The sequence below is a fragment of the Polaromonas sp. JS666 genome, assembly GCF_000013865.1.
Lineage (GTDB): Bacteria > Pseudomonadota > Gammaproteobacteria > Burkholderiales > Burkholderiaceae_C > Polaromonas.
The window spans coordinates 4,499,109-4,518,140 of the sequence record NC_007948.1 but is presented as its reverse complement, the minus strand read 5'-3'; the positions used below and the strand labels follow the sequence as shown (position 1 = coordinate 4,518,140).

Genomic DNA, 19,032 nt, shown 5'->3' with positions numbered 1-19,032 from the left:
GGCGTCAGTCATCACGGCGGGTGAAATCCTCAAGGTAATCGGGTCAGGGTGAAGGGCACGTCGGGCGCGTTGGCCGGTGCGCTGCTGCTGGTGTCTTTCCAGGTGCCCCGGAACATCCGGCCGCAGGAGCCTTCCACCGCTTCACCATTCCAGGTGCCGGTGATGCTGATGTTGTCGGACGACTCATCCAGCAGCAGCAGGCCATCCTCCAGATCGCCTGCCAGCGCGGCTTTCGCGGCGTGGCCGGCAGCCTTAGGCGCGTCTTTGGTTCCGCGCAGTTCACGGCTGACCGTGCCGGCCAGGCTTTCCGTGAATTCCGCATGCCGCTCCAGCCGCATGGTGGCGCGGGCCGGCAAGCCGGCAGGCGGCTGGCTGAAGCGCACAGCCCACAGGCCGTGCAGCTGCTCGGCCTTCAGGGCGTGGGCGGGCGGGCATGCGGCTTTCGTCGTGTTTTGGGCGCTGACCCCGGAAAAATGGGTACAGGCAGCGATGAACAAGAGCGTGAGTCGGAGCATCTTTGACGTCATGACTGGGTAAATGTCCTGGTTAGACCGCTCTGGCGCTGGTACGGCAACCAGGGCGTAGCGGCACACAATGAAAGTGATGGATTCGTGCCCAAGGTTGGCGCCAGGCCGCGGCGAGGGCTGCATGCCGGCGGCACCGGCCGCGCAAAGGGACGAAGGGGACGAAGGATCGCGGTTGGAATAAGGATTTAAGTTGTCAATGCGCGAAGTCGGTTTGAGTTTAAAAACAACGCGCAGTGGGTTGAGCTTGGATGAACTTGTGCACTATTTCACGGGCAAGGGCATCAAGAGCAAGCGCGGGCGTGGCGGCAACGCGGTATGCAGGTTAACCCGAGGGAGTGCAAGAATTTGTAACGTGATAATCGCCGGACGTTCCTATTATCCGAAAGAATTTCATGAGCATTCGTAAGTGTCTGTGTGCGCTGGCTCTCTGGCTGGGTGCGGTGGCCGGGTCGGCTTGGGCCCAGGGCGGTCCGCTGCTGTTCGCGGTGAACGAGGGCGTGACCTACCGCGTCAACCCCGTCGCCACCGTCGAGCGTTTTCGGGAGATTTCGGAAGACCTGAGCAAACTGCTCAAGCGGCCGGTCAAGGTTCAGCCTGTCACCGACTACAAGGAGCTTGCGGCAGGGTTGGCCGAGCAGCGCTACGACCTGGCCTATGTGCATCCGGCGCACCATTCCATCCGCGCCATGACCAGCGGCGGCTACCACCTCGTGGCGCTGACCAAGGGCTTCACCGAGTACAAGGCCTCGTTCATGGTGCGCGGCGACTCGACGCTGAAAACCCTGGCCGACCTGAAGTCGGGCAAGATCGGCGCGCCCGACGAAGACTCCATCACCTCGGTGATCATGCGCGCCACTTTGCGTGACGCACTGGGCGCGCAGCCGCTGCCCGCCACCTATGTCAAGCTGCAGGAGGCGGTCCCCTTCATGATTGAAAACAACTTTGTGGCGGCTGGCGTCAGCGCATCGCGCGCCGTCGTGAAAAACTGGCAGGACAAAGGCGGCAAGGTGCTGGCCAGCAGCAAGCCGGTCCCCATCAAGCACATGATTGCCAGCAGCAAGCTGTCTGAAGCGCAGCGCGCCCAGCTCACCAGCTACTTCATCGAGCTGGACCAAAATTCCGAAGGCAAAAAGCGTCTGGCCGCACTGAATGTCCAGGGCTTTCTGGTATCCGACCAGGCCGCCCTGATCGGCTTGGGCAAGTGGCTGAGCATTTGACGGCACGGGCCTGAGTTACGCACTGCAACACTGCACTAACGTAGTTCCGAGGCCGCCGCGGCGGCCAGTCCATCGGCTGATTTTTTGGCAAACTCGGCCCGCAGGGCCTTGAGCTTTTCGCGCGGGTCTTCTTTCACCGTGGCCTTGTCCAGCGCCATCTCGGCAATAAACCGGCTCGGGATGCCGGCGATGGTGTCACGGTTCTTCTTGCGCCGGCGCAGCCAGTTGACCGCCAGCGTGCGCTGGGCGCGGGTGATGCCCACATACATCAGGCGGCGCTCTTCCTGCAGGCGCAACGCAATGTTGTCGGTGTTGCTGCCGTCGTCTTCTTCGAGCTTGAAGGGCAGCAGGCCTTCGTTGCAGCCGGCCAGCATCACATGCGGCCACTCCAGGCCCTTGGAGGCGTGCAGGGTGGACAGTGTCACCACATTCTGGTCACCCTCGCGCTCGCTGATGGTGGACAGCAGCGCAATCGTCTGCACCACTTCGAGCATGGTTTTCTTTTCGCTTTCAACCACGGCGCCCGAGGTGTCGTCGATCTGGCCGCCGCAGCGCAGCGCCATCCAGTCGCAAAAATCCATCACATTGCTCCAGCGCGCGGCCGCGACTTTTTCACTGTCTTCGCCGTCGTAGAGGTGTTTTTCGTAGTCGATTTCCTTGAGCCAGTCGTTCAGAAACGTGCGCGCATCTTCCGCGCCCACGGTGCGCCTGGCACGGTATTCCAGCTCGTTCAGGTAGCGGCCGAATTCCTGCAGCGAACCGACCGCCTTGGCCGGCAGCACCGAGCTCAATGAGTTGCTGAACAGCGCTTCAAACAGGCTGAGCTTGTACTGGTCGGCAAAGGTGCCCAAGGTGCCCAGCGTGGTGTGGCCGATGCCGCGCTTGGGCGTGGTCACCGAGCGCATGAAGGCCGGGTTGTTATCGTTGTTGACCAGCAGGACCATCCAGCTGCACAGGTCCTTGATCTCGGCGCGGTCGAAAAAGCTTTGCCCGCCCGACACCTTGTACGGGATCTGCGCCTTGCGAAAGGCTTTTTCCAGCGGCTTGGCCTGGTGATTGGCGCGGTAGAGCACGCAAAAATCTTTCCATTCCTTGTACTGGCTGCCCACCGCCTGCAGCTCGCCGCCCGCGCGCAGGCTCTGGATGCGGGCCACCACGCGCTCGGCCTCGTGCTCTTCGCTGTCACAGTCCACCACGCGCACCGGCTCGCCCTCGCCGAGTTCCGAGAACAGGGTCTTTGGAAACAGCTTGGGATTGGGGCCGATCACGTTGTTGGCGGCGCGCAGGATGGCGCTGGTCGAGCGGTAGTTCTGCTCCAGCTTCACCACCTTGAGGTTGGGGTAGTCCTCCGGCAGTTTCTTCAGGTTGTCCAGCGTGGCGCCGCGCCAGCCGTAGATCGACTGGTCGTCATCGCCCACCGCCGTGAAGCGGCCGCGCGTGCCCACCAGCAGTTTGAGCACCTCATATTGCGTGGCGTTGGTGTCCTGGTATTCGTCGACCAGCACATGGCCCAGCGACTGCTGCCATTTGTTGCGGACCGCTTCGTGCTCCCGCAGCAGCTTGAGCGGCAGGCCGATCAGGTCGTCAAAGTCCACGCTCTGGTAGGCCGTCAGGCGCTCTTCATAGTGCGCCATGACGCGCGCCACCAGGCGCTCTTCGTCGTTGCTGGCCTGGGCTGCGGCTTGGGCGGCATTGAGGCCCTGGCCTTTCCAGGCGCTGATGGTCCACTGCCACTGGCGCGCCGTTGCCACGTCGGTGCTGCCGCCGGCGTCTTTCAAAATGCTGGTCACGTCATCGCTGTCCAGGATAGAGAACTGCTGCTTCAGGCCCAGCGCCTGGCCGTCCTGCCGCAGCATGCGCACGCCCAGTGCGTGAAAGGTGCAGATCAGCACGCCCTTGGCTTGCTTGCCGATCAGGCTTTTGGCGCGTTCGCGCATCTCGGCGGCCGCCTTGTTGGTGAAGGTGATGGCGGCAATCTGCTCGGCCTTCAGCCCGGACTGGATCAGCCGGCCGATCTTGTGCGTGATCACCCGCGTCTTGCCCGAGCCGGCACCGGCCAGCACCAGGCAGGGGCCGTGCAGGTAGTTGACGGCTTCCTGCTGCGCGAGGTTGAGCCCGGTACTGGCGGGAAAAGCGCCAGACGGCGCAGCAGTGGAGATGGGGGAAACAGGGGCGGGGGACGACATGCAGGCAGGACGCGTGGAGAAAATGGGAAGCGGCGTGGGGTAAGCGGGGATTGGCGTGAAGGAATCGGTAATCGGTAATCTGGATCAGGGGACCGAAAAAAAAGCACAAGGCAGCGGGAATCATAGCCAGTCACCGGCATGCCCGGCTGGCCGGTGACAATACGCCCTGTGTTAAGCATTCTTCTGGTCACCTTTCCCTTCTTTGCCCTGGTGCTGTGCGGCTATGCCGCCGCCCGCCGCGCACTGCTGCCGCAGCTCGCGATTCCGGGGCTCAACACCTTTGTGCTGTATTTCGCGCTGCCATGCATGCTGTACCGCTTTGGCGCGAGCACGCCGGTTGCCCAGCTGCTCGATGCCAGCCTGGTCGCCGTGTACCTGCTGTGCGCGCTGCTGCTGGTGACGTTCACGATTGCGGTCACACGGGACCGTCCCAAGGGCCGTATCGGATGGAACGATGCCTCTTTCGGCGCGCTGGTGGCCACTTTCCCCAACACCGGATTCATGGGCGTGCCGCTGCTGGTGGCGCTGCTCGGCGTCAAGGCGGCCGGCCCGGCGATCGTGACCATCGTGGTGGACCTGCTGGTCACCAGCTCGCTGTGCATTGCGCTGTCGCGGCTGGACTCGGCCGATATCCACGGCGCTGAGGTGGCCGCCCAAAAAGCGTTGCGCGGCGTGGCGCTCAATCCGATGCCATGGGCCATTGTGCTGGGCGCCCTGTCGTCGGGCTTCGGGCTCAGCCTGCCCGCGCCGGTGATGCAGACACTGGGGCTGCTGGCCGATGCCGCCTCGCCGGTGGCACTGTTCACCATCGGTGCCGTGCTGGCGCGCTCCCAGATGAACACCGCGGAGTCCGTGCCTTTGCGAGACTATGTGCCGGTGGCGCTCATCAAGCTGGTGATCCATCCGGTGCTGGTCGGGCTGATCGGCTTCGGGGCGATTGCCGCCGGCCTGCCGCTGGACCGCTTCGCCCTGACCGTGGTGATCCTGGTGGCCGCCCTGCCCAGTGCCAGCAATGTCGCCCTGCTGGCCGAGCGTTTCGGCGCCGACAACGGGCGCATTGCGCGGATCATTCTGCTGTCGACGGTGCTGGCGTTTTTCAGCTTCTCGGCGGCGGTGAGTTTGTTGACCTGAGAACCCGGAGGCCGTAGCCTGACGCTGGCCTGGCCGGCGCATGTTCAGCATCCATGCCTTGTCCAACACGATATTCCCGCCCTGATTGATTCGGAGGAACGGGAGCTGACCCCGCAGTCGGGCAGGCTTTCAATCGCGACGGTCCGCTTTGCTGTTCTACCGTGGCGGAACGGCGTGTGGCGCGCATGACGTGTCAAGGACGGGTCGCCGCCGCAACCCCATACAGAACCAGCGCCGCCATGACCACGGCGGTGAATCCGACATGGATCGCGAACAGCGTGGCCAGCACCGCTCCGATGACCGACGCGCAGCCGTTGATACCCCAAGCCCAGGGAATGAGCCGGGCATTGATGGCCTCCACCCTGGCCAAACCCAGGGGGAACGGCATGCCCATGAAAAACGCCAGCGGGGCGATGAGGGCGGCCGAGATCAGGATTCTCGCCGCGTCCGGCAGCCCCATCGCGTGCCGGAACAGCCAGGGAAGCAGGGCCAGGCAAAGCACCGCCGACAGGCAAATGGCGCCCGCCACTGCCGCCGGGTGCCGCATGGCCCTGGTGCCTTCTGCCAGGCGCCCGGAAACGCGGCTGCCGATTCCGGCGAACAGCAAAAACGCGGACAGCACGACCGCGACCGCATGGAGCGGGTGGCTCAGGAACAGGACGAACTTCTGGATGAACGCAATCTCGATGAACATGAAGCCGAAACCGATCGCCAGAAAGTAGACGAGGACGCGGCCGCGCGATTCGGTGAGCGGCGTGCTGTGGTCCTGCCGGGCATCTACCCATGTGACCCATGCCAACGGCAGGCCGATCAACAGCAGGCTCGCAAGCACCGCCTGAACCAGCGTCGCCACGAGCACCGGATAGCCCCATTCGAGGAGCGGCAAGCCGCCCTGCCCCTTCAGCGACAAGAGCTCGGGCAGCGAGCGCCACTTGAAGAAGTGGAAGAAGTGCGGCTTGTCGTCGGTGGCCGGGGCAATGTGAAACTTGTAGCCCTGCAGGAATGCTTCCCGGCCCGGACCGAGCAGCGCCACCGCGCCGTCGAACAGGTCGGGACCTTCGACCACGTTATAGCGGTTCGCCTCCTCCGGCCGCATGCCGGGGTAGTAAGCCACATCGAACGAGCGGGCGGCGCAGAAGGCCTTGATCGCCGCGATGTCCGCGCCGTCGAAGGCGCCGTTCTTGACGAGCAGCGTGGTGGTCTTCCAGCTGCGCACCAGGGCGAGCCGTGATCCGGGATCGGCGACGCCCGATCGCTCCAGCGCCAGCGCGGCGGCGGCAAAGAGCTTGAGCGCATCGCGCGGCGGCAGCGTGACCCAGCGTGTGATCGCCAGCAGGCCGCCGGGCTGCAGATGCCGCAGGTCGTCCTGCACGGCTTCGACCGTGTAGAGATAGTTTTCGGCTAGCGCGTAGAGGCCGGCCGAGGAAGCGCTGAAGGAGTCGAGCAGCGCCACGTGGATGAGGTCGTAGCGCTCCTTGCTGGCCGCGACGAAGCCGCGCGCCTCGGCCACATGCACGCGCGCGATTCTCGAATAGATGCCGCCGGCATAGTCCGCGAACCGGCGCCGCACCAGATCGACGACCTGCGGGTTGAGCTCCACCGCATCGATCTGGCTGGCGCCGTGATGGTAGGCCTGCAGCACGTCGGCTCCGGCGCCGGCACCCAGTACCAGCACGCGCGGATGGCGCAGCAGGTGGTAGGGCAGTGCCGAGCTGATCTGGTCGAGATGGACCAGGCTGCCCTGCCGCCCGTCGAATCGGGTCAGCGCGTTGAGACCTTCGCCGTCGATGAAGACCCCGAGTTGCGGCGGCGGCTCGGCCGTTGCATTGAGGCTCAGTCCCGGCGCGTGGCGCAGCGCAATGCGCGGACTCTCGACCACGCTGACGAGGCCCAGCGGGCTCGATCGTTGCTCGACCACCCGGGTTTCGGGAATGCGCAAGGTCTGCGACAGCTCCTTGTACGGCGACATGACGGGTGCCACCCAGGCTGGCGGCAACAGCAAGGGCAGGTTGGCCATGACCATCAGCAGGGCCGCCGGCCGCCAGTGCCTGGGACCCCGGCATTCGAGCCACGCCACCGCCGCGGCGGCCCATCCCAAGGCCCCGATCAGCTTCAGGGTGTCCGCCGGCGACAGCACGAACAGCAGGGCCACGACGCCCAGGCTGCCCGCCCCGGCGCCCAGGATGTCGAAGCTGTAGATGCGCGGCACCTTGCCGCGAAAGCATGACAAGGCCATGCACACACAGGCGCCGGCGAACAGGAAGGGCAGCAGAAGCAGCAGGTAGACCGCCAGCAGGTACACCGGCTGGCGCGGGTCCCAGAGGATTTCGAGCGGATTGAACGGCACGCGCTGCGCCAGCACAAAGCAGCCTATGGCGCTGACTCCGAACGCCGCGGCGGCCGCGCTGAACAGCGGTGCAAAATGCCGCTGCACGGCGTGTTGCGCCAAGGTCAGCACGGCGCCGCTGGCGCCGTAGCCGAGCAGCGCTAGGCTGATGATCATGTAGGCGAAGTGGTGCCACAGGATGATGGAGAACAACCGCATCAGCAGGATTTCGTAGGCCAGCGCGGCGGCCGAGATCAGGGCCACGCCGATCACCGGCGGGACGGGCCCGCCACGTGCAAGCTCGCGTGTCCAGGTCATGGGCATCTCAGTTGCTCCACCGCGCTTCGCACGAGCCGCGACGCATGAAACGCGAGGCCTGTGCGGGGAACACCGCGGAACCGGCTCTGCCGGGCCGCTGGTGTTGCCCCCTCGAAGGGGGAGGCGGCTACACGCAGTGAGCCAGCAACGGGGGTGGGTTTCATCCTAGCGCTGGCCGGTCAGCGGAACGAAGGCCACCGGCAGGATCTGCCGGGTCGACACCGTCCCATCGCGGTTCTTCTCGACCAGCATCAGTTGCTGGACCATGAATGCTGCGCCCACCGGAATCACCATCCTGCCGCCGGCCTTGAGCTGGCGGATGAGTGGCGGCGGAATGTGGCTGGCCGCCGCGGTGACGAGAATGGCATCGTACGGCGCGTGTTCCTCCCAGCCGTGGTAGCCGTCGCCCAGCCGCACCTGGACGTTGTCGTAGCCCAGCTTCTGCAGGCGTTGCCGGGCTTGCAGCCCCAGCGGCTCGATGATCTCGATGGTGTAGACGGCACGCGCTAGGTGCGCCATCACCGCCGCCTGATAACCCGAACCGGTGCCGACCTCGAGCACCTTGTGGCCGGGTTCCACCCTGGCCAGATCGGTCATCAGCGCGACGATGTAAGGCTGCGAGATGGTCTGCCCGTGGCCGATCGGCAGGGGGCGGTTCTGGTAGGCACGGGGAAGCTGGTCAGCGGGAACGAACTCGTGTCGCGGCACCTTCCCCATGACCGCCATCACCCGCTCATCAAGGGCTGGCTTGCCGGTCTCGGTGCGGGTCTCGCGAACGAGCGCCGTGATTTCCTCCATCATCCGCCGGTGCCCGGACGCGAAGTCTTCGGCTGCGGCGGTCTGTGCCCCTGTCATGGCCAAGAGGAGCGCTGCGGCAACAACACGGACGGTGGGTGTGGCCATCGCTTCGGTTCGACGACGGGCTGGAGTCCGTCATGGGAGAGCGGAGATTTCCTGATCATGGCAGAGCGGGAGATCGCGGTCCAGCCCGCGGTGTAAGCCCACGGCATGGAAGTGGTCCGGGGTGCGCGGCACCCGGGGAGTCACGGCGGGCATGACTCGCTGCTCAAAACGATCTCCCCAGCCGGCGTGCGCGGGCTGCGCCGGGCATTCTCTCAGGCAAAGCAGGCGTTCCGTCAAGACCTGCAACATTTCAACAACAATCATAAACTCCGTCGAAGTGGCCGGACGTGGCACGTGATAATCCACAATACGTAAAGCCGCGGGTGAAGCGGGACTGCGAAAAGATTTCAATCGTGTTCGCTGATCCAGGATTCAGTCAGAACGACACACACGGGGAGAGTGCGTGAACAGGACAGGCAGCTGCTCGATAACTTTGTCAGGCACCGCGCAGGGCATCATTGACCGCAAGCTCCCCGCCGAGGCCTTGTGCGCGGGCGGCATGGGTGACACACCATTGCGCCTGCTGGCAGACGCAATACCCCAGATCGTCTGGATGATGCGGGCCGATGGCAGGTACACCTACTTCAATCGACGGTGGTTTGACTATTGCGGCTTGTCCCTGGAGGAGAGCCTGGACTGCGGCTGGCCCGGCCTCGTTCATCCCGATGACGGCCCGCGAGTTGCGGAACTTTGGGCGCAGGCATTCAAGAGTGGCGAGACCTGTGAGGTCGAATACCGTCTGCGCCGGGCCGATGGCGTCTATCGCTGGATGCTGGGCCGGGCGGTTGTGCAATATGATGCGGCGGGCCTGACGGCCCACTGGCTGGGTACCTTGACCGATATTGACGACCTGAAGCAGGCCGCTGTTTCTCTGGAGAAAGATCTCTCCATGAACCGCATCGCTGGCAGGGTTGCGCGCCTGGGGGGATGGACGATTGAACTGCCGGACCGCACGCTGACCTGGTCGGATGAAAACTGCCTGATTCACGACGTTGCGCCCGGCTATCAACCGACGCTGGAAGAGGGGATCAGCTACTTTCTCCCGGAGCATCGGCCGATAGTCATCCGTTATGTGCAGGACTGCGCGGAACATGGCACGCCTTACGAATTTGTGCTGCCCAAGCTCACCGCCAAGGGCCGGCGCATCTGGGTGCGGTCCATTGGCGAGGCAGTGCGTGATGCCACCGGAAAGATCATCCGCATTCAGGGGGCCTTCCAGGATATCTCGGAGCAGAAGGAGGCGGAAGCGCGCACGCTCGCGCTGGAGGCACAGCTCCTCACCACGCTGGAGAGCATCACCGACGGGTTTTTCCTGATCGACAGGGAATGGAAGTTCACCTTCGTCAACGGTCAGGCAGAGCGAATGCTCAAGCGCCGCCGGGAAGACCTGATGGGCCATACGCTGTGGCAGGAACTTCCCGAGGCCGTGGGCGCGCGCATCGAACGCGAATACCGCCTGGCGGCTCAAGCGCAACACACGACCCGCTTTGAGGCTTTTCATCAGCCGCTGCAGACCTGGTTTGCCTTCCACGTCTACCCCACCGAGGCGGGGCTCGCGGTTTACTTTCAGGACATCACCCAGCGGCGTGCAGAGCAGGCGCAGCTGCGCCTGCTGGAAACGGCGGTTTCGCGCCTGAACGACATGGTGGTCATCACGGAGGCTGAAGCCTTCAGCGATGCGGGTCCGCGGATTGTTTTTGTGAACGATGCCTTTGAGCGGCACACCGGCTACAGCCGGGAGGAGGCCGTTGGACATACCTCGGCGCTTCTGTGGGGGCCCAAAACGCAGCAGGCCGAACTGGACCGGATTCGCGCCGCGATGAAAAAGTGGCAAGCGGTACGCGCGGAAATTGTCGTTTACACCAAGGCCGGTCAGGAGCTCTGGCTGGAAACAGAGGTCGCGCCCATTGCCGACGAGTCCGGCAGGTTTACCCACTGGGTGGCCGTCGAGCGCGACATTACCGAGCGCCGGCAACAGCAGGAAGAAATTCTCAGTCTCAACGGCGAACTCGAGGAGCGGGTATTGCTGCGCACAGCCCAGCTCGCAGCGGCGAACAAGGAAATGGAGTCTTTCGCCTACTCCGTGTCCCATGACCTGCGCTCGCCCCTCAATACCATCCACGGATTCAGCCAGCTGCTCGCGAAGGCCGAAGCAGAAAATATCAGCGACAAGGGCAAGCACTACCTGGACCGGATTGGTGTCGGGGTCAAGGAGATGGGCGAGTTGATCGAGGGCCTGCTGACCCTGGCCCAGCTGTCCCGCGAGCAGATCAAGTCCGAGCATGTCGATCTTTCGGCAGTCGCCCGGCGGATCGAGCAGGAGCACCGGGAGCGGGAGCCGCAGCGCCAGGCGCAGGTGCTCATCCAGGAGGGCTTGTGCGTGCAGGGCGACCCCCGCCTGCTGTCGGCCGTGTTGCAAAACCTGCTGGCCAACGCGTGGAAGTTCACTTCCAGGCAGTCGCTGACGCGGATTGAGGTGGGCTGCGAGCGGGGCTCCGATGGCGACACCGTCTTTTTTGTCAAGGACAACGGTGTCGGATTTGACATGGCCTTCTCGCACAAGCTTTTTGGCACCTTCGAGCGCCTTCATTCACCGGGAGATTTCGCCGGGACCGGCATCGGGCTGGCCACCGTGAAGCGTGTCATCGACCGTCACGGCGGCCGTGTCTGGGCTGAAGGCAAATTGAACGAAGGCGCGATGTTCTGCTTTACCCTGGGTCAACGCAGCGAATCGGCAACCTGAAGGGGCGGGTGCCGCTTTGGCCGATGCGGCTTTCCGCCAGGGACTGCCGCCGCGATATGGATAAGAGATAAGGTGTCAGTCGAAGCGGTCGTCCTTCACCTGCACCATGCCGTTCTCGACCCGCACCGGGAAGGTCGGCACCGCCTCGTAGGCCGGCGGCGACAGCGCCTCGCCGGTGACCAGCGAGAACTGCGCGCCGTGGCGCGGGCAGACGATGATGTCGTCCAGCACTTCGCCGTCGGACAGAGTCTCGGCCTCGTGGGTGCACAGGTCCTCGATCGCGTAGTAGCGGCCTTTGACGTTGAACACGGCGATGGGTACGCCGTCCACGTCCACGGTGCGGCAGCTGCCGGGCGGGAAGCCGTCCGCCGGGGCGACGTCGGTCCAGTCGGCCATCACAGCAGCCCCAGTTGCAGGCGCGCCGCCTCGCTCATCATGCCCTTGGACCAGGGCGGCTGCCACACCAGCTCGACCTCGACCTCGTTCACGCCGGGCACGCCATCGACGGTACTGCCGACCACCTCGGGAAAGGTCTGCGCCACCGGGCAGCCGGGGGCGGTCAGTGTCAGGCGGATATGCACCTTGCCCAAGGCCTCGTCCACGTCCAGACCGTAGACGAGGCCCAGGTCGTAGATGTTGACCGGGATTTCCGGGTCAAACACGCCTCGCAGGGCCTCGATCACGCGCGCCTGCAAGCCCGTGACGGGGGGCGTGGCAGCGGGCGCAGCAGGGGGCGGGGCAACGGCCTCCTTGGCCTGGTGTATCAAATCGAAAATGTTCATCGCATTCACTCCGTCGAAACCGGCTGGCTGACCTCGCGCAGCGCCGCGCGCAGCGTATGCCAGGCCAGGGTGGCGCATTTCACCCGTACCGGGAATTCGCGCACGCCGGCCAGCACCTCCAGCTTGCCCAGCGCGACCGTGGATGGCGAGTCGCTGCCGCCCGCCACCAGCGCGTGAAAACTGGCGAACAGGTTCTCGACCTCAGTTTCGGTCTTGCCCTTCAGGGCGTCGGTCATCAGCGATGCCGAGGCGGTGGAAATGGCGCAGCCCGAGCCTTCGAAGCGGGCGTTTTCGATCACGCCGTCCACGACCTGGAGGTAAAGCGTCAGCCGGTCGCCGCACAGCGGATTGAAACCCTCGGCGCGGCGGTTGGCCCCCGCCAGTGGCCCGAAATTGTGCGGGTGGCGGTAGTGGTCAACGATGAGTTCCTGATACAGATCGCGCAAGTCAGACATCAGCCAAATACCTCCTGCGCCCTGCGGATCGCGCGCAGCAGCACATCCACTTCTTCCACTGTGTTGTAGAGGGCGAACGAGGCGCGCACCGTGGCGGGCACGCCGAAATGCGCCATCACCGGCATGGCGCAATGGTGGCCGGCGCGCACCGCCACCCCCTCGTCGTCGAGGATGGTGCCGACATCGTGCGGGTGCACGCCCTCCACGGTGAACGACAGGATGCTCGCCTTGTCCCGGGCGGTGCCGATGAGGCGCAGGCCGGCCATTCCGGCCGCCTGTTCGGTGGCGTAGGCCAGCAGCGCGTGTTCGTGGGCGGCGATGGCGGGCAAACCCACCATGCCCACATAGTCGATCGCCGCCCCCAGGGCGATGCCGCCCGCGATATGCGGGGTGCCGGCCTCGAACTTGTACGGCAGGTCGTTGTATGTCGTCCGGGCGAAGGTGACCTCGCGGATCATGTCGCCGCCGCCCTGCCAGGGCGGCATGGCGTCCAGCAGCGCCGCCTTGCCGTAGAGCACGCCGATGCCGGTCGGGCCGTAGAGCTTGTGGCCGGAGAAGGCGTAGAAATCGCAGTCGAGCGCCTGGACGTCAACCGGCAGGTGGGCCACCGCCTGGGCGCCATCGACCAGCACCACCGCCCCCACCGCATGGGCAAGCGCGACGAGGCGCTGCACCGGGTTGATGCTGCCGAGCGCGTTCGACAGCTGCGTGAGCGCGACGATGCGTGTCGCCGGGCCCAGCAGGCGCTCGAACTCATCGAGGCGCAACTCGCCGGCGTCGTCGATGGGCGCGACGCGCAGCACCGCGCCCGTGCGCTCGCACAGCAGCTGCCATGGCACGATGTTGGAGTGGTGCTCCATCTCGGTGATCAGGATTTCGTCGCCGGGCCGCAGGCGCTGGCCGTAGCTCGCCGCCACCAGGTTGATCGCCTCGGTGGTGCCGCGCACGAACACGATTTCCTCGCGGCGGGCTGCATGGATGAAGCGCTGCACCGTGTCGCGTGCCGCCTCATAGGCCTCGGTCGCCTGCTGGCTCAGGCTGTGCACGCCGCGGTGGATGTTGGCGTTCAGCTCGGCGTAGTAGCGCGCCTCGCAGTCGATCACGTACTGCGGCTTCTGGCTGGTGGCCGCGTTGTCCAGGTAGACCAGGGGCTTGCCGTGCACGGTCCGGTGCAGGATGGGGAAATCCTGCCGCAGCCGCGCCACTGCCAGGACTGTCTCGGGCGCGCTGGCGCGTGCAGTCAGTTCTTTCGCATTCACTGGGGCGTTCATACGTGCCCCCACGCTTGCCACTTCGTGTGCTGCGCTGCCCCCCAAGGGGGCCTTCGCGCCTTGGGACGGCCCGGCGGCGTTCATAACAACTCCTTCACCCGCTCGGGCAGGCGCCCCAGCAGCAGCTTCTCCAGCCGCGCCCGCAGCGGCGCAATGCCCACCCGGTCAACCACTTCCTCGGCGAAGGCAAAGGTGAGCAGCGCGCGCGCGGACGCATCGTCCACGCCGCGCGAGCGCAGGTAGAAGATCTGCTCGGGGTCGAGCTGGCCGACGGTGGCGCCGTGGCTGCATTTCACGTCGTCGGCGTAGATCTCCAGTTGCGGTTTGGTATCGACTTCGGCGTTGTCCGACAGCAGCAGGTTGCGGTTGGTCTGATCGGCATCGCTGTGCTGCGCATCGGCATGCACGATCACCTTGCCGTTGAACACCGCGCGGGATGCGCCGGCCAGCACGCCCTTGTAGAACTCGCGGCTGGTGCCGTGCGGCCGGGCATGGTCGATGCGGGTGTGGTGGTCGATATGCTGGCGGCCGTCGGTCATGTACAGCCCGTCGAGCGCGCACGTGGTGTGCTCGGCATTGAGCCCGACGCCGATATCGATCCGCGCCAGGACCGCGCCCAGTGCGAACGAGCGCGAGGTGAAGCGGCTGCCATGCTGCTGGTCCGCATTCACCGCGGCGACGTGGAAGGCCTTGAGGCTCTCCTGCTGCAGCTTGTGGTGCTCGATTTCGGCGTCGCGCCCGGCCACGAGGTCGGTGATCACGTTGGTGAAGTAGGCGCCTTCGCCGACGGCCACATGGTGCTCGATCAGGCTGGCCCGGCTGCCGGCGTCGGCCACCACGAGGTTGCGCGTCTGCACCGCCAGGCCCGCTTCGGTGGTGACAAACAGCAGGTGGATCGGTGTGTCGAGCGCCACGCCAGCGGCCAGATGGACATAGGCGCCGTCACTCATGAAGGCCGCGTTCAGCGCCGCAAAGGCAGACGGGTAGCAGCCGGACGGGTAGGCGTGCGGCGTCGGCCCCAGCAGGCTTTCCAGGCACTCGGGGTCGCGTTCCAGCAGCTCGGCGAGGCTGGCCAGCGTGACGCCTGCGGGCAGCGGCGCTATGCGCGACCAGCGTGGCTGATAGTGGCCGTTCACAAACACCAGGCGCTGCGTGTCGGGCAGGCTCCAGTCTTCGATCTGCTGCGCCGTGACACCGTTCGGCGTCGGCGGCGTCAGCGTGGCCAGCACAAAACGGCCTTTCTCGATGGCGGCGACGCTGGTGTACTTCCAGTCCTCCTGCCGCAGCGTCGGCAAGCCAGTGTCGGCGAAAGACGCCAGCCCTGCTTCGCGCGCGCGGCGCAGCCACGGCAGGTGCCCGCCGGGCAGTGACGCCTTGAGGCGGGCAAATTCGTCGCGGTAGAAATCGGTGGCGGTGACGTTCATAAGACCACCCCCGCCTGACGGCTGGTCTCGGCCTCGATCCAGCCGTAACCGTGTTTTTCCAGCTCCAGCGCCAGCTCTCTCCCGCCGGACAGCGCGATGCGGCCTTGCGCCAGCACGTGCACGTGGTCCGGCACGATGTAGTTGAGCAGGCGCTGGTAGTGGGTCACCAGCACGATGGCCCGTTCCGGGCTGCGCATGGCGCTGATGCCGCCGGCGACGACCTGGAGCGCATCGATGTCCAGGCCCGAATCGGTCTCATCCAGGATGGCGAGTTTCGGCTCTAGCACGGCCATCTGCAGGATCTCGTTGCGCTTCTTCTCGCCGCCGGAGAAACCCTCGTTGACCGCGCGGTAGAGCAGGCTGGTGTCCATGCCCATCAGCGCCAGCTTGCCCTTCACCAGCGCGAGGAAGTCCACCGCGTCCAGCTCCGGCTCGCCGCGGTGCAAGCGCTGCGCATTGAGCGCCGCCTTCAGCAGATAGATGTTGGCGACGCCGGGGATTTCCACCGGGTACTGGAAGGCCAGAAAGATCCCCGCCCGCGCCCGCTCTTCAGGCGGCAGATCGAGCAGGTTGCGGCCTTCGTAGCGCACCTCGCCGGCGGTCACCACATGGTTGTCGCGCCCGGCCAGCACGTGGGCCAGCGTGCTCTTGCCCGAGCCGTTCGGCCCCATGATGGCGTGCACTTCGCCCGCCCGGATCGTGAGATCAATGCCGCGCAGAATGGGCTTGTCATCGACGCTGACGTGCAGGTTTCTGATTTCGAGCATGGTCTGTCCTTGTCATCCGATGCTGCCTTCCAGGCTCACGCCCAGCAGCTTTTGCGCCTCCACCGCGAATTCCATCGGCAGCTCCTTGAACACTTCCTTGCAAAAGCCGTTGACGATCATCGACACCGCGTCTTCCGGCGCGAGGCCGCGGCTCTGGCAATAGAACAACTGGTCCTCGCCGATGCGCGAGGTCGAGGCTTCGTGCTCGACCCGGGCGGTAGGGTTTTTCACTTCGATGTAGGGGAAGGTGTGGGCCGCGCACCGGTCGCCCAGCAGCAGCGAGTCGCACTGCGTGTAGTTGCGCGCGCCGGCAGCGCCTTTGGCCACCTTCACAAGTCCGCGGTAGGCGTTCTGCCCGTGGCCGGCCGAGATCCCCTTGGACAGGATGGTGCTGCGGGTGTTCTTCCCGAGGTGGATCATCTTGGTGCCGGTGTCGGCCTGCTGGTAGTGGTTGGTCAGCGCCACCGAGTAGAACTCGCCCACGGCGTTGTCCCCCTGCAGGATCACGCTGGGGTACTTCCAGGTGATGGCCGAGCCGGTCTCCACCTGGGTCCAGGAAATCTTCGAGTTGGCGCCGCGGCAGTCGCCGCGCTTGGTGACGAAGTTGTAGATGCCGCCCTTGCCCTCCTTGTCGCCGGGGTACCAGTTCTGCACCGTCGCGTACTTGATCTGCGCGCCTTCCAGCGCGATCAGCTCGACCACCGCGGCATGCAGCTGGTTCTCGTCACGCATCGGCGCGGTGCAGCCTTCGAGATAACTCACGTAGGCGCCCTTGTCGGCGATGATCAGCGTGCGTTCGAACTGGCCGGTGTTTTGGGCGTTGATGCGGAAGTAGGTGGACAGCTCCATCGGGCAGCGCACCCCCGGCGGGATGTAGCAGAACGAGCCGTCGCTGAACACCGCCGAGTTGAGCGTGGCAAAAAAGTTGTCGGTGTAGGGTACGACCGAGCCGAGGTATTTCCGCACCAGGTCGGGGTGCTGCTGCACCGCCTCGGAAAACGAGCAGAACACAATGCCCAGCTCGCCCAGCTTCTCCTTGAAAGTGGTTGCCACCGACACGCTGTCGAACACCGCGTCCACCGCCACGCCGGCCAGCAGCGCGCGCTCCTCGAGCGGCACGCCCAGCTTCTCGTAGGTCCGCAGCAGTTCCGGGTCCACATCGTCCAGGCTTTGCGGCCCGTCCTTGCGCGACTTCGGCGCGGAGTAGTAGGCGATGTCCTGGTAGGTGATAGGCGGGTGGCGCACCGTGGCCCAGCGCGGCTCGGTCATCGTCAGCCAGTGGCGATAGGCCTGCAGCCGCCAGTCGAGCATGAAGTCCGGTTCACCCTTCTTGGCCGAGATCAGGCGGACCACATCTTCGGAGAGCCCGCGCGGCACAGTGTCCGTCTCCACGGTGGTGTAGAAGCCGTGCTGGTAGCCCTGACTGATCAGTTTGTCGAGTTGGACTGTGGAGTTTGCCATGTGTCATCTCCCGTTACCCGTTGCCCGTTGCGACCGCGTCTGCTACTGCCTCACGCCCTCGCGTGGCCGCCGGGCCCGCAGTGCGCCGACGTTCACCGGCCGAAACACCGGTTGCGCCATGTCCGCCAGCGTGAGGTCGCTCAGCACGTTGCGAATGACCTGGTTGACGTGCTGCCAGTTGGCCCGCAGCGAACACGAGCCCTCCTGCGCGCACAGGCCAACTGCGGCGCTGCACTCGGTCACGCCGACCGGCCCTTCCATCGCGTCGACAACCTCGGCGATGGAGATCTCATCCGGCGGCCGCGACAGCAGGTAGCCCCCGTGGGTGCCGCGCAGCGACTGCAGCAGGTTTGCCCGTGCCAGCGTTTTCAGGATCTTGCTCGCCGTGGGGACGGTCACGCTGACCGCGAGAGCCACCTCGGCGGCGCTGTAGACGTGAGCCGGCTGCCGCGCCATGTGGGTCATGATCACGGTGCCGTAGTCGGTCAGCTTGCTCAGTCTCAACATTGCCGTGGCCTTCCCCTTTATATAGTACCAATTTAGTCCTAAATATCCGGAAATGCAAGCGTCACCAAGCATGGACAAGGTTAAATCCCGGCTTTGGGTTGCGTCACGACCCTGAACCACGGCAGGCACAGTCTGGCAGGGGCGGCCATTCGCTGGCCCAAGGATATTCCGCCTCTGCGGGCAGCTCTTCTCCTGTCACAAACCCGGCCTCAGACCTGAGGGGCTGACCCAGGAACGGCAGCCGGCACGATGCATGGTGATTACTTACGCCGTGACCAAAAAGGACTAGGATGACAGCATGGCGCTCAACTTTTCCAACCCCAGCCGCAGCTACGACGCATCCAGGCACTGTGTGTGCCTCTGGGGCTGCGCGCGCGAGACCGACTTGCTGGCAGACGACGCGATGCCATCGCGTCCGCCCGTGGCGGGTTCCGACGAATCCGCCGTGCTGGCGGTCTTCACGTCCTTCACGTATCCGTGCCGACGGCAAGCTCCGCTGCGCCGGAGTGCGAGACGAACCCCGGAGGAACACCATGCCCGACATTGACCCTAACAGCACCTTCCGTGGGCTTCCTTTGAGCGCGGAACAGGACGCAGAAGTCAGACACTACATCAAAAAGAAAAAGCAGCATGGCGAGCCGTGGGACACACCGGAGCTGGCAGCCATGCTGAAAGACATGCTGGAGCCTCCAGGCGACGATGATGAAGGACTAGGCGACACTGCTGACGAAACGAAAGCGGCCGCAGAACGCGCGGGGGCATCCATCGACGAGGACATGGAACCCATTGAGGCCAGTGAGGAGCGCAATGCTGCCATGGAATCCGAGCGCATGAAGGGCCCCTAGACAAAATGGCTTGTCGAAACAGGGCGGCCCGCTCAAGTTCTGTCTTTCTGCGACTGGGTTCACCGGGCTTTGAACGTTGAAGCTCGGCTTTGCGCAAGGGTGACGGACTGCGTTCAGTCTTCAGTCGCCATGGACATTCGACCGGTGGCTCCTGGCCGGTAACCGGCCC

16 protein-coding genes are annotated in these 19,032 nt (G+C 65.0%); 4 read left to right on the top strand and 12 right to left on the bottom strand.

The features are described 5' to 3' along the window. Window positions 1-29: 29 nt before the first annotated feature. Entirely contained in the window at window positions 30-527 is a 498-nt protein-coding gene (locus tag BPRO_RS21410) for a hypothetical protein (protein ID WP_157045844.1), read from the bottom strand. Window positions 528-919: 392 nt separating this feature from the next. Here BPRO_RS21410 and BPRO_RS21405 point away from each other — a divergent pair, with 392 nt between their 5' ends. After that, window positions 920-1,744 carry a phosphate/phosphite/phosphonate ABC transporter substrate-binding protein gene (locus BPRO_RS21405; RefSeq protein ID WP_011485163.1) on the top strand — a complete coding sequence of 275 codons (825 nt, stop codon included), beginning with the start codon at window positions 920-922 and terminating at the stop codon, window positions 1,742-1,744. A gap of 35 nt (window positions 1,745-1,779) precedes the next feature. Here BPRO_RS21405 and BPRO_RS21400 read toward each other — a convergent pair whose 3' ends face one another. Next, complete coding sequence (locus tag BPRO_RS21400) at window positions 1,780-3,930, bottom strand: UvrD-helicase domain-containing protein (protein WP_011485162.1); 2,151 nt, start codon at window positions 3,928-3,930, stop codon at window positions 1,780-1,782. A gap of 168 nt (window positions 3,931-4,098) precedes the next feature. Here BPRO_RS21400 and BPRO_RS21395 point away from each other — a divergent pair, with 168 nt between their 5' ends. Further along, entirely contained in the window at window positions 4,099-5,061 is a 963-nt protein-coding gene (locus BPRO_RS21395; RefSeq protein ID WP_041390120.1) for an AEC family transporter, read from the top strand. A gap of 193 nt (window positions 5,062-5,254) precedes the next feature. On the opposite strand, the gene BPRO_RS21390 is transcribed toward BPRO_RS21395, so the two are convergent. Next, window positions 5,255-7,705: a spermidine synthase gene (locus tag BPRO_RS21390; protein WP_041389000.1), complete on the bottom strand. Its 2,451-nt coding sequence runs from the start codon at window positions 7,703-7,705 to the stop codon at window positions 5,255-5,257. Between the two features lie 165 nt (window positions 7,706-7,870). Then, window positions 7,871-8,608, bottom strand: a complete 738-nt coding sequence (locus tag BPRO_RS21385; protein ID WP_049764151.1) for a protein-L-isoaspartate(D-aspartate) O-methyltransferase — start codon at window positions 8,606-8,608, stop codon at window positions 7,871-7,873. A 403-nt stretch (window positions 8,609-9,011) separates the two neighbouring features. Here BPRO_RS21385 and BPRO_RS21375 point away from each other — a divergent pair, with 403 nt between their 5' ends. Then, complete coding sequence (locus tag BPRO_RS21375; RefSeq protein ID WP_011485157.1) at window positions 9,012-11,351, top strand: PAS domain-containing sensor histidine kinase; 2,340 nt, start codon at window positions 9,012-9,014, stop codon at window positions 11,349-11,351. A 75-nt stretch (window positions 11,352-11,426) separates the two neighbouring features. Here BPRO_RS21375 and BPRO_RS21370 read toward each other — a convergent pair whose 3' ends face one another. From BPRO_RS21370 to BPRO_RS21335, 8 genes are all read right to left on the bottom strand, one after another. Next, complete coding sequence (locus BPRO_RS21370) at window positions 11,427-11,747, bottom strand: non-heme iron oxygenase ferredoxin subunit (RefSeq protein ID WP_011485156.1); 321 nt, start codon at window positions 11,745-11,747, stop codon at window positions 11,427-11,429. Then, window positions 11,747-12,133, bottom strand: coding sequence for an SUF system Fe-S cluster assembly protein (locus BPRO_RS21365; protein WP_011485155.1), 387 nt, complete (start codon window positions 12,131-12,133; stop codon window positions 11,747-11,749). Before BPRO_RS21365 ends, BPRO_RS21370 begins: the two co-directional genes overlap by 1 nt. A gap of 5 nt (window positions 12,134-12,138) precedes the next feature. After that, the gene (sufU, locus tag BPRO_RS21360) at window positions 12,139-12,588 is read right to left on the bottom strand and encodes a Fe-S cluster assembly sulfur transfer protein SufU (RefSeq protein ID WP_011485154.1); all 450 of its coding nucleotides are present in this window, start codon (window positions 12,586-12,588) and stop codon (window positions 12,139-12,141) included. Next, entirely contained in the window at window positions 12,588-13,859 is a 1,272-nt protein-coding gene (locus BPRO_RS21355) for a cysteine desulfurase (protein WP_041388998.1), read from the bottom strand. The genes sufU and BPRO_RS21355 overlap by 1 nt, the downstream gene beginning before the upstream one ends. An 80-nt stretch (window positions 13,860-13,939) precedes the next feature. Then, window positions 13,940-15,283 (bottom strand): Fe-S cluster assembly protein SufD, encoded by a 1,344-nt coding sequence (gene sufD / locus BPRO_RS21350; protein WP_011485152.1) that lies wholly within the window; start codon window positions 15,281-15,283, stop codon window positions 13,940-13,942. Further along, window positions 15,280-16,050, bottom strand: a complete 771-nt coding sequence (gene sufC / locus BPRO_RS21345) for a Fe-S cluster assembly ATPase SufC (protein ID WP_011485151.1) — start codon at window positions 16,048-16,050, stop codon at window positions 15,280-15,282. Before sufC ends, sufD begins: the two co-directional genes overlap by 4 nt. Window positions 16,051-16,062: 12 nt before the next feature. After that, window positions 16,063-17,511 carry a Fe-S cluster assembly protein SufB gene (gene sufB, locus BPRO_RS21340; protein ID WP_011485150.1) on the bottom strand — a complete coding sequence of 483 codons (1,449 nt, stop codon included), beginning with the start codon at window positions 17,509-17,511 and terminating at the stop codon, window positions 16,063-16,065. Between the two features lie 42 nt (window positions 17,512-17,553). Continuing rightward, the gene (locus BPRO_RS21335; RefSeq protein ID WP_011485149.1) at window positions 17,554-18,018 is read right to left on the bottom strand and encodes an SUF system Fe-S cluster assembly regulator; all 465 of its coding nucleotides are present in this window, start codon (window positions 18,016-18,018) and stop codon (window positions 17,554-17,556) included. A 533-nt stretch (window positions 18,019-18,551) separates the two neighbouring features. Between BPRO_RS21335 and BPRO_RS21330 the strand changes: the two genes are divergently transcribed. After that, on the top strand, window positions 18,552-18,863 hold the full coding sequence (locus BPRO_RS21330; RefSeq protein ID WP_011485147.1) for a hypothetical protein: 312 nt from the start codon (window positions 18,552-18,554) through the stop codon (window positions 18,861-18,863). Window positions 18,864-19,032 lie beyond the last annotated feature (169 nt).

Coding starts and splice junctions, on each gene's coding strand:
- BPRO_RS21410 (WP_157045844.1), bottom strand. CDS start 527: ATGACGTCAAAGATGCTCCGACTCACGCTCTTGTTCATCGCTGCCTGT.
- BPRO_RS21405 (WP_011485163.1), top strand. CDS start 920: ATGAGCATTCGTAAGTGTCTGTGTGCGCTGGCTCTCTGGCTGGGTGCG.
- BPRO_RS21400 (WP_011485162.1), bottom strand. CDS start 3,930: ATGTCGTCCCCCGCCCCTGTTTCCCCCATCTCCACTGCTGCGCCGTCT.
- BPRO_RS21390 (WP_041389000.1), bottom strand. CDS start 7,705: ATGACCTGGACACGCGAGCTTGCACGTGGCGGGCCCGTCCCGCCGGTG.
- BPRO_RS21385 (WP_049764151.1), bottom strand. CDS start 8,608: ATGGCCACACCCACCGTCCGTGTTGTTGCCGCAGCGCTCCTCTTGGCC.
- BPRO_RS21370 (WP_011485156.1), bottom strand. CDS start 11,747: ATGGCCGACTGGACCGACGTCGCCCCGGCGGACGGCTTCCCGCCCGGC.
- BPRO_RS21365 (WP_011485155.1), bottom strand. CDS start 12,133: ATGAACATTTTCGATTTGATACACCAGGCCAAGGAGGCCGTTGCCCCG.
- sufU (WP_011485154.1), bottom strand. CDS start 12,588: ATGTCTGACTTGCGCGATCTGTATCAGGAACTCATCGTTGACCACTAC.
- BPRO_RS21355 (WP_041388998.1), bottom strand. CDS start 13,859: ATGAACGCCCCAGTGAATGCGAAAGAACTGACTGCACGCGCCAGCGCG.
- sufD (WP_011485152.1), bottom strand. CDS start 15,283: ATGAACGTCACCGCCACCGATTTCTACCGCGACGAATTTGCCCGCCTC.
- sufC (WP_011485151.1), bottom strand. CDS start 16,050: ATGCTCGAAATCAGAAACCTGCACGTCAGCGTCGATGACAAGCCCATT.
- sufB (WP_011485150.1), bottom strand. CDS start 17,511: ATGGCAAACTCCACAGTCCAACTCGACAAACTGATCAGTCAGGGCTAC.
- BPRO_RS21335 (WP_011485149.1), bottom strand. CDS start 18,018: ATGTTGAGACTGAGCAAGCTGACCGACTACGGCACCGTGATCATGACC.
- BPRO_RS21330 (WP_011485147.1), top strand. CDS start 18,552: ATGCCCGACATTGACCCTAACAGCACCTTCCGTGGGCTTCCTTTGAGC.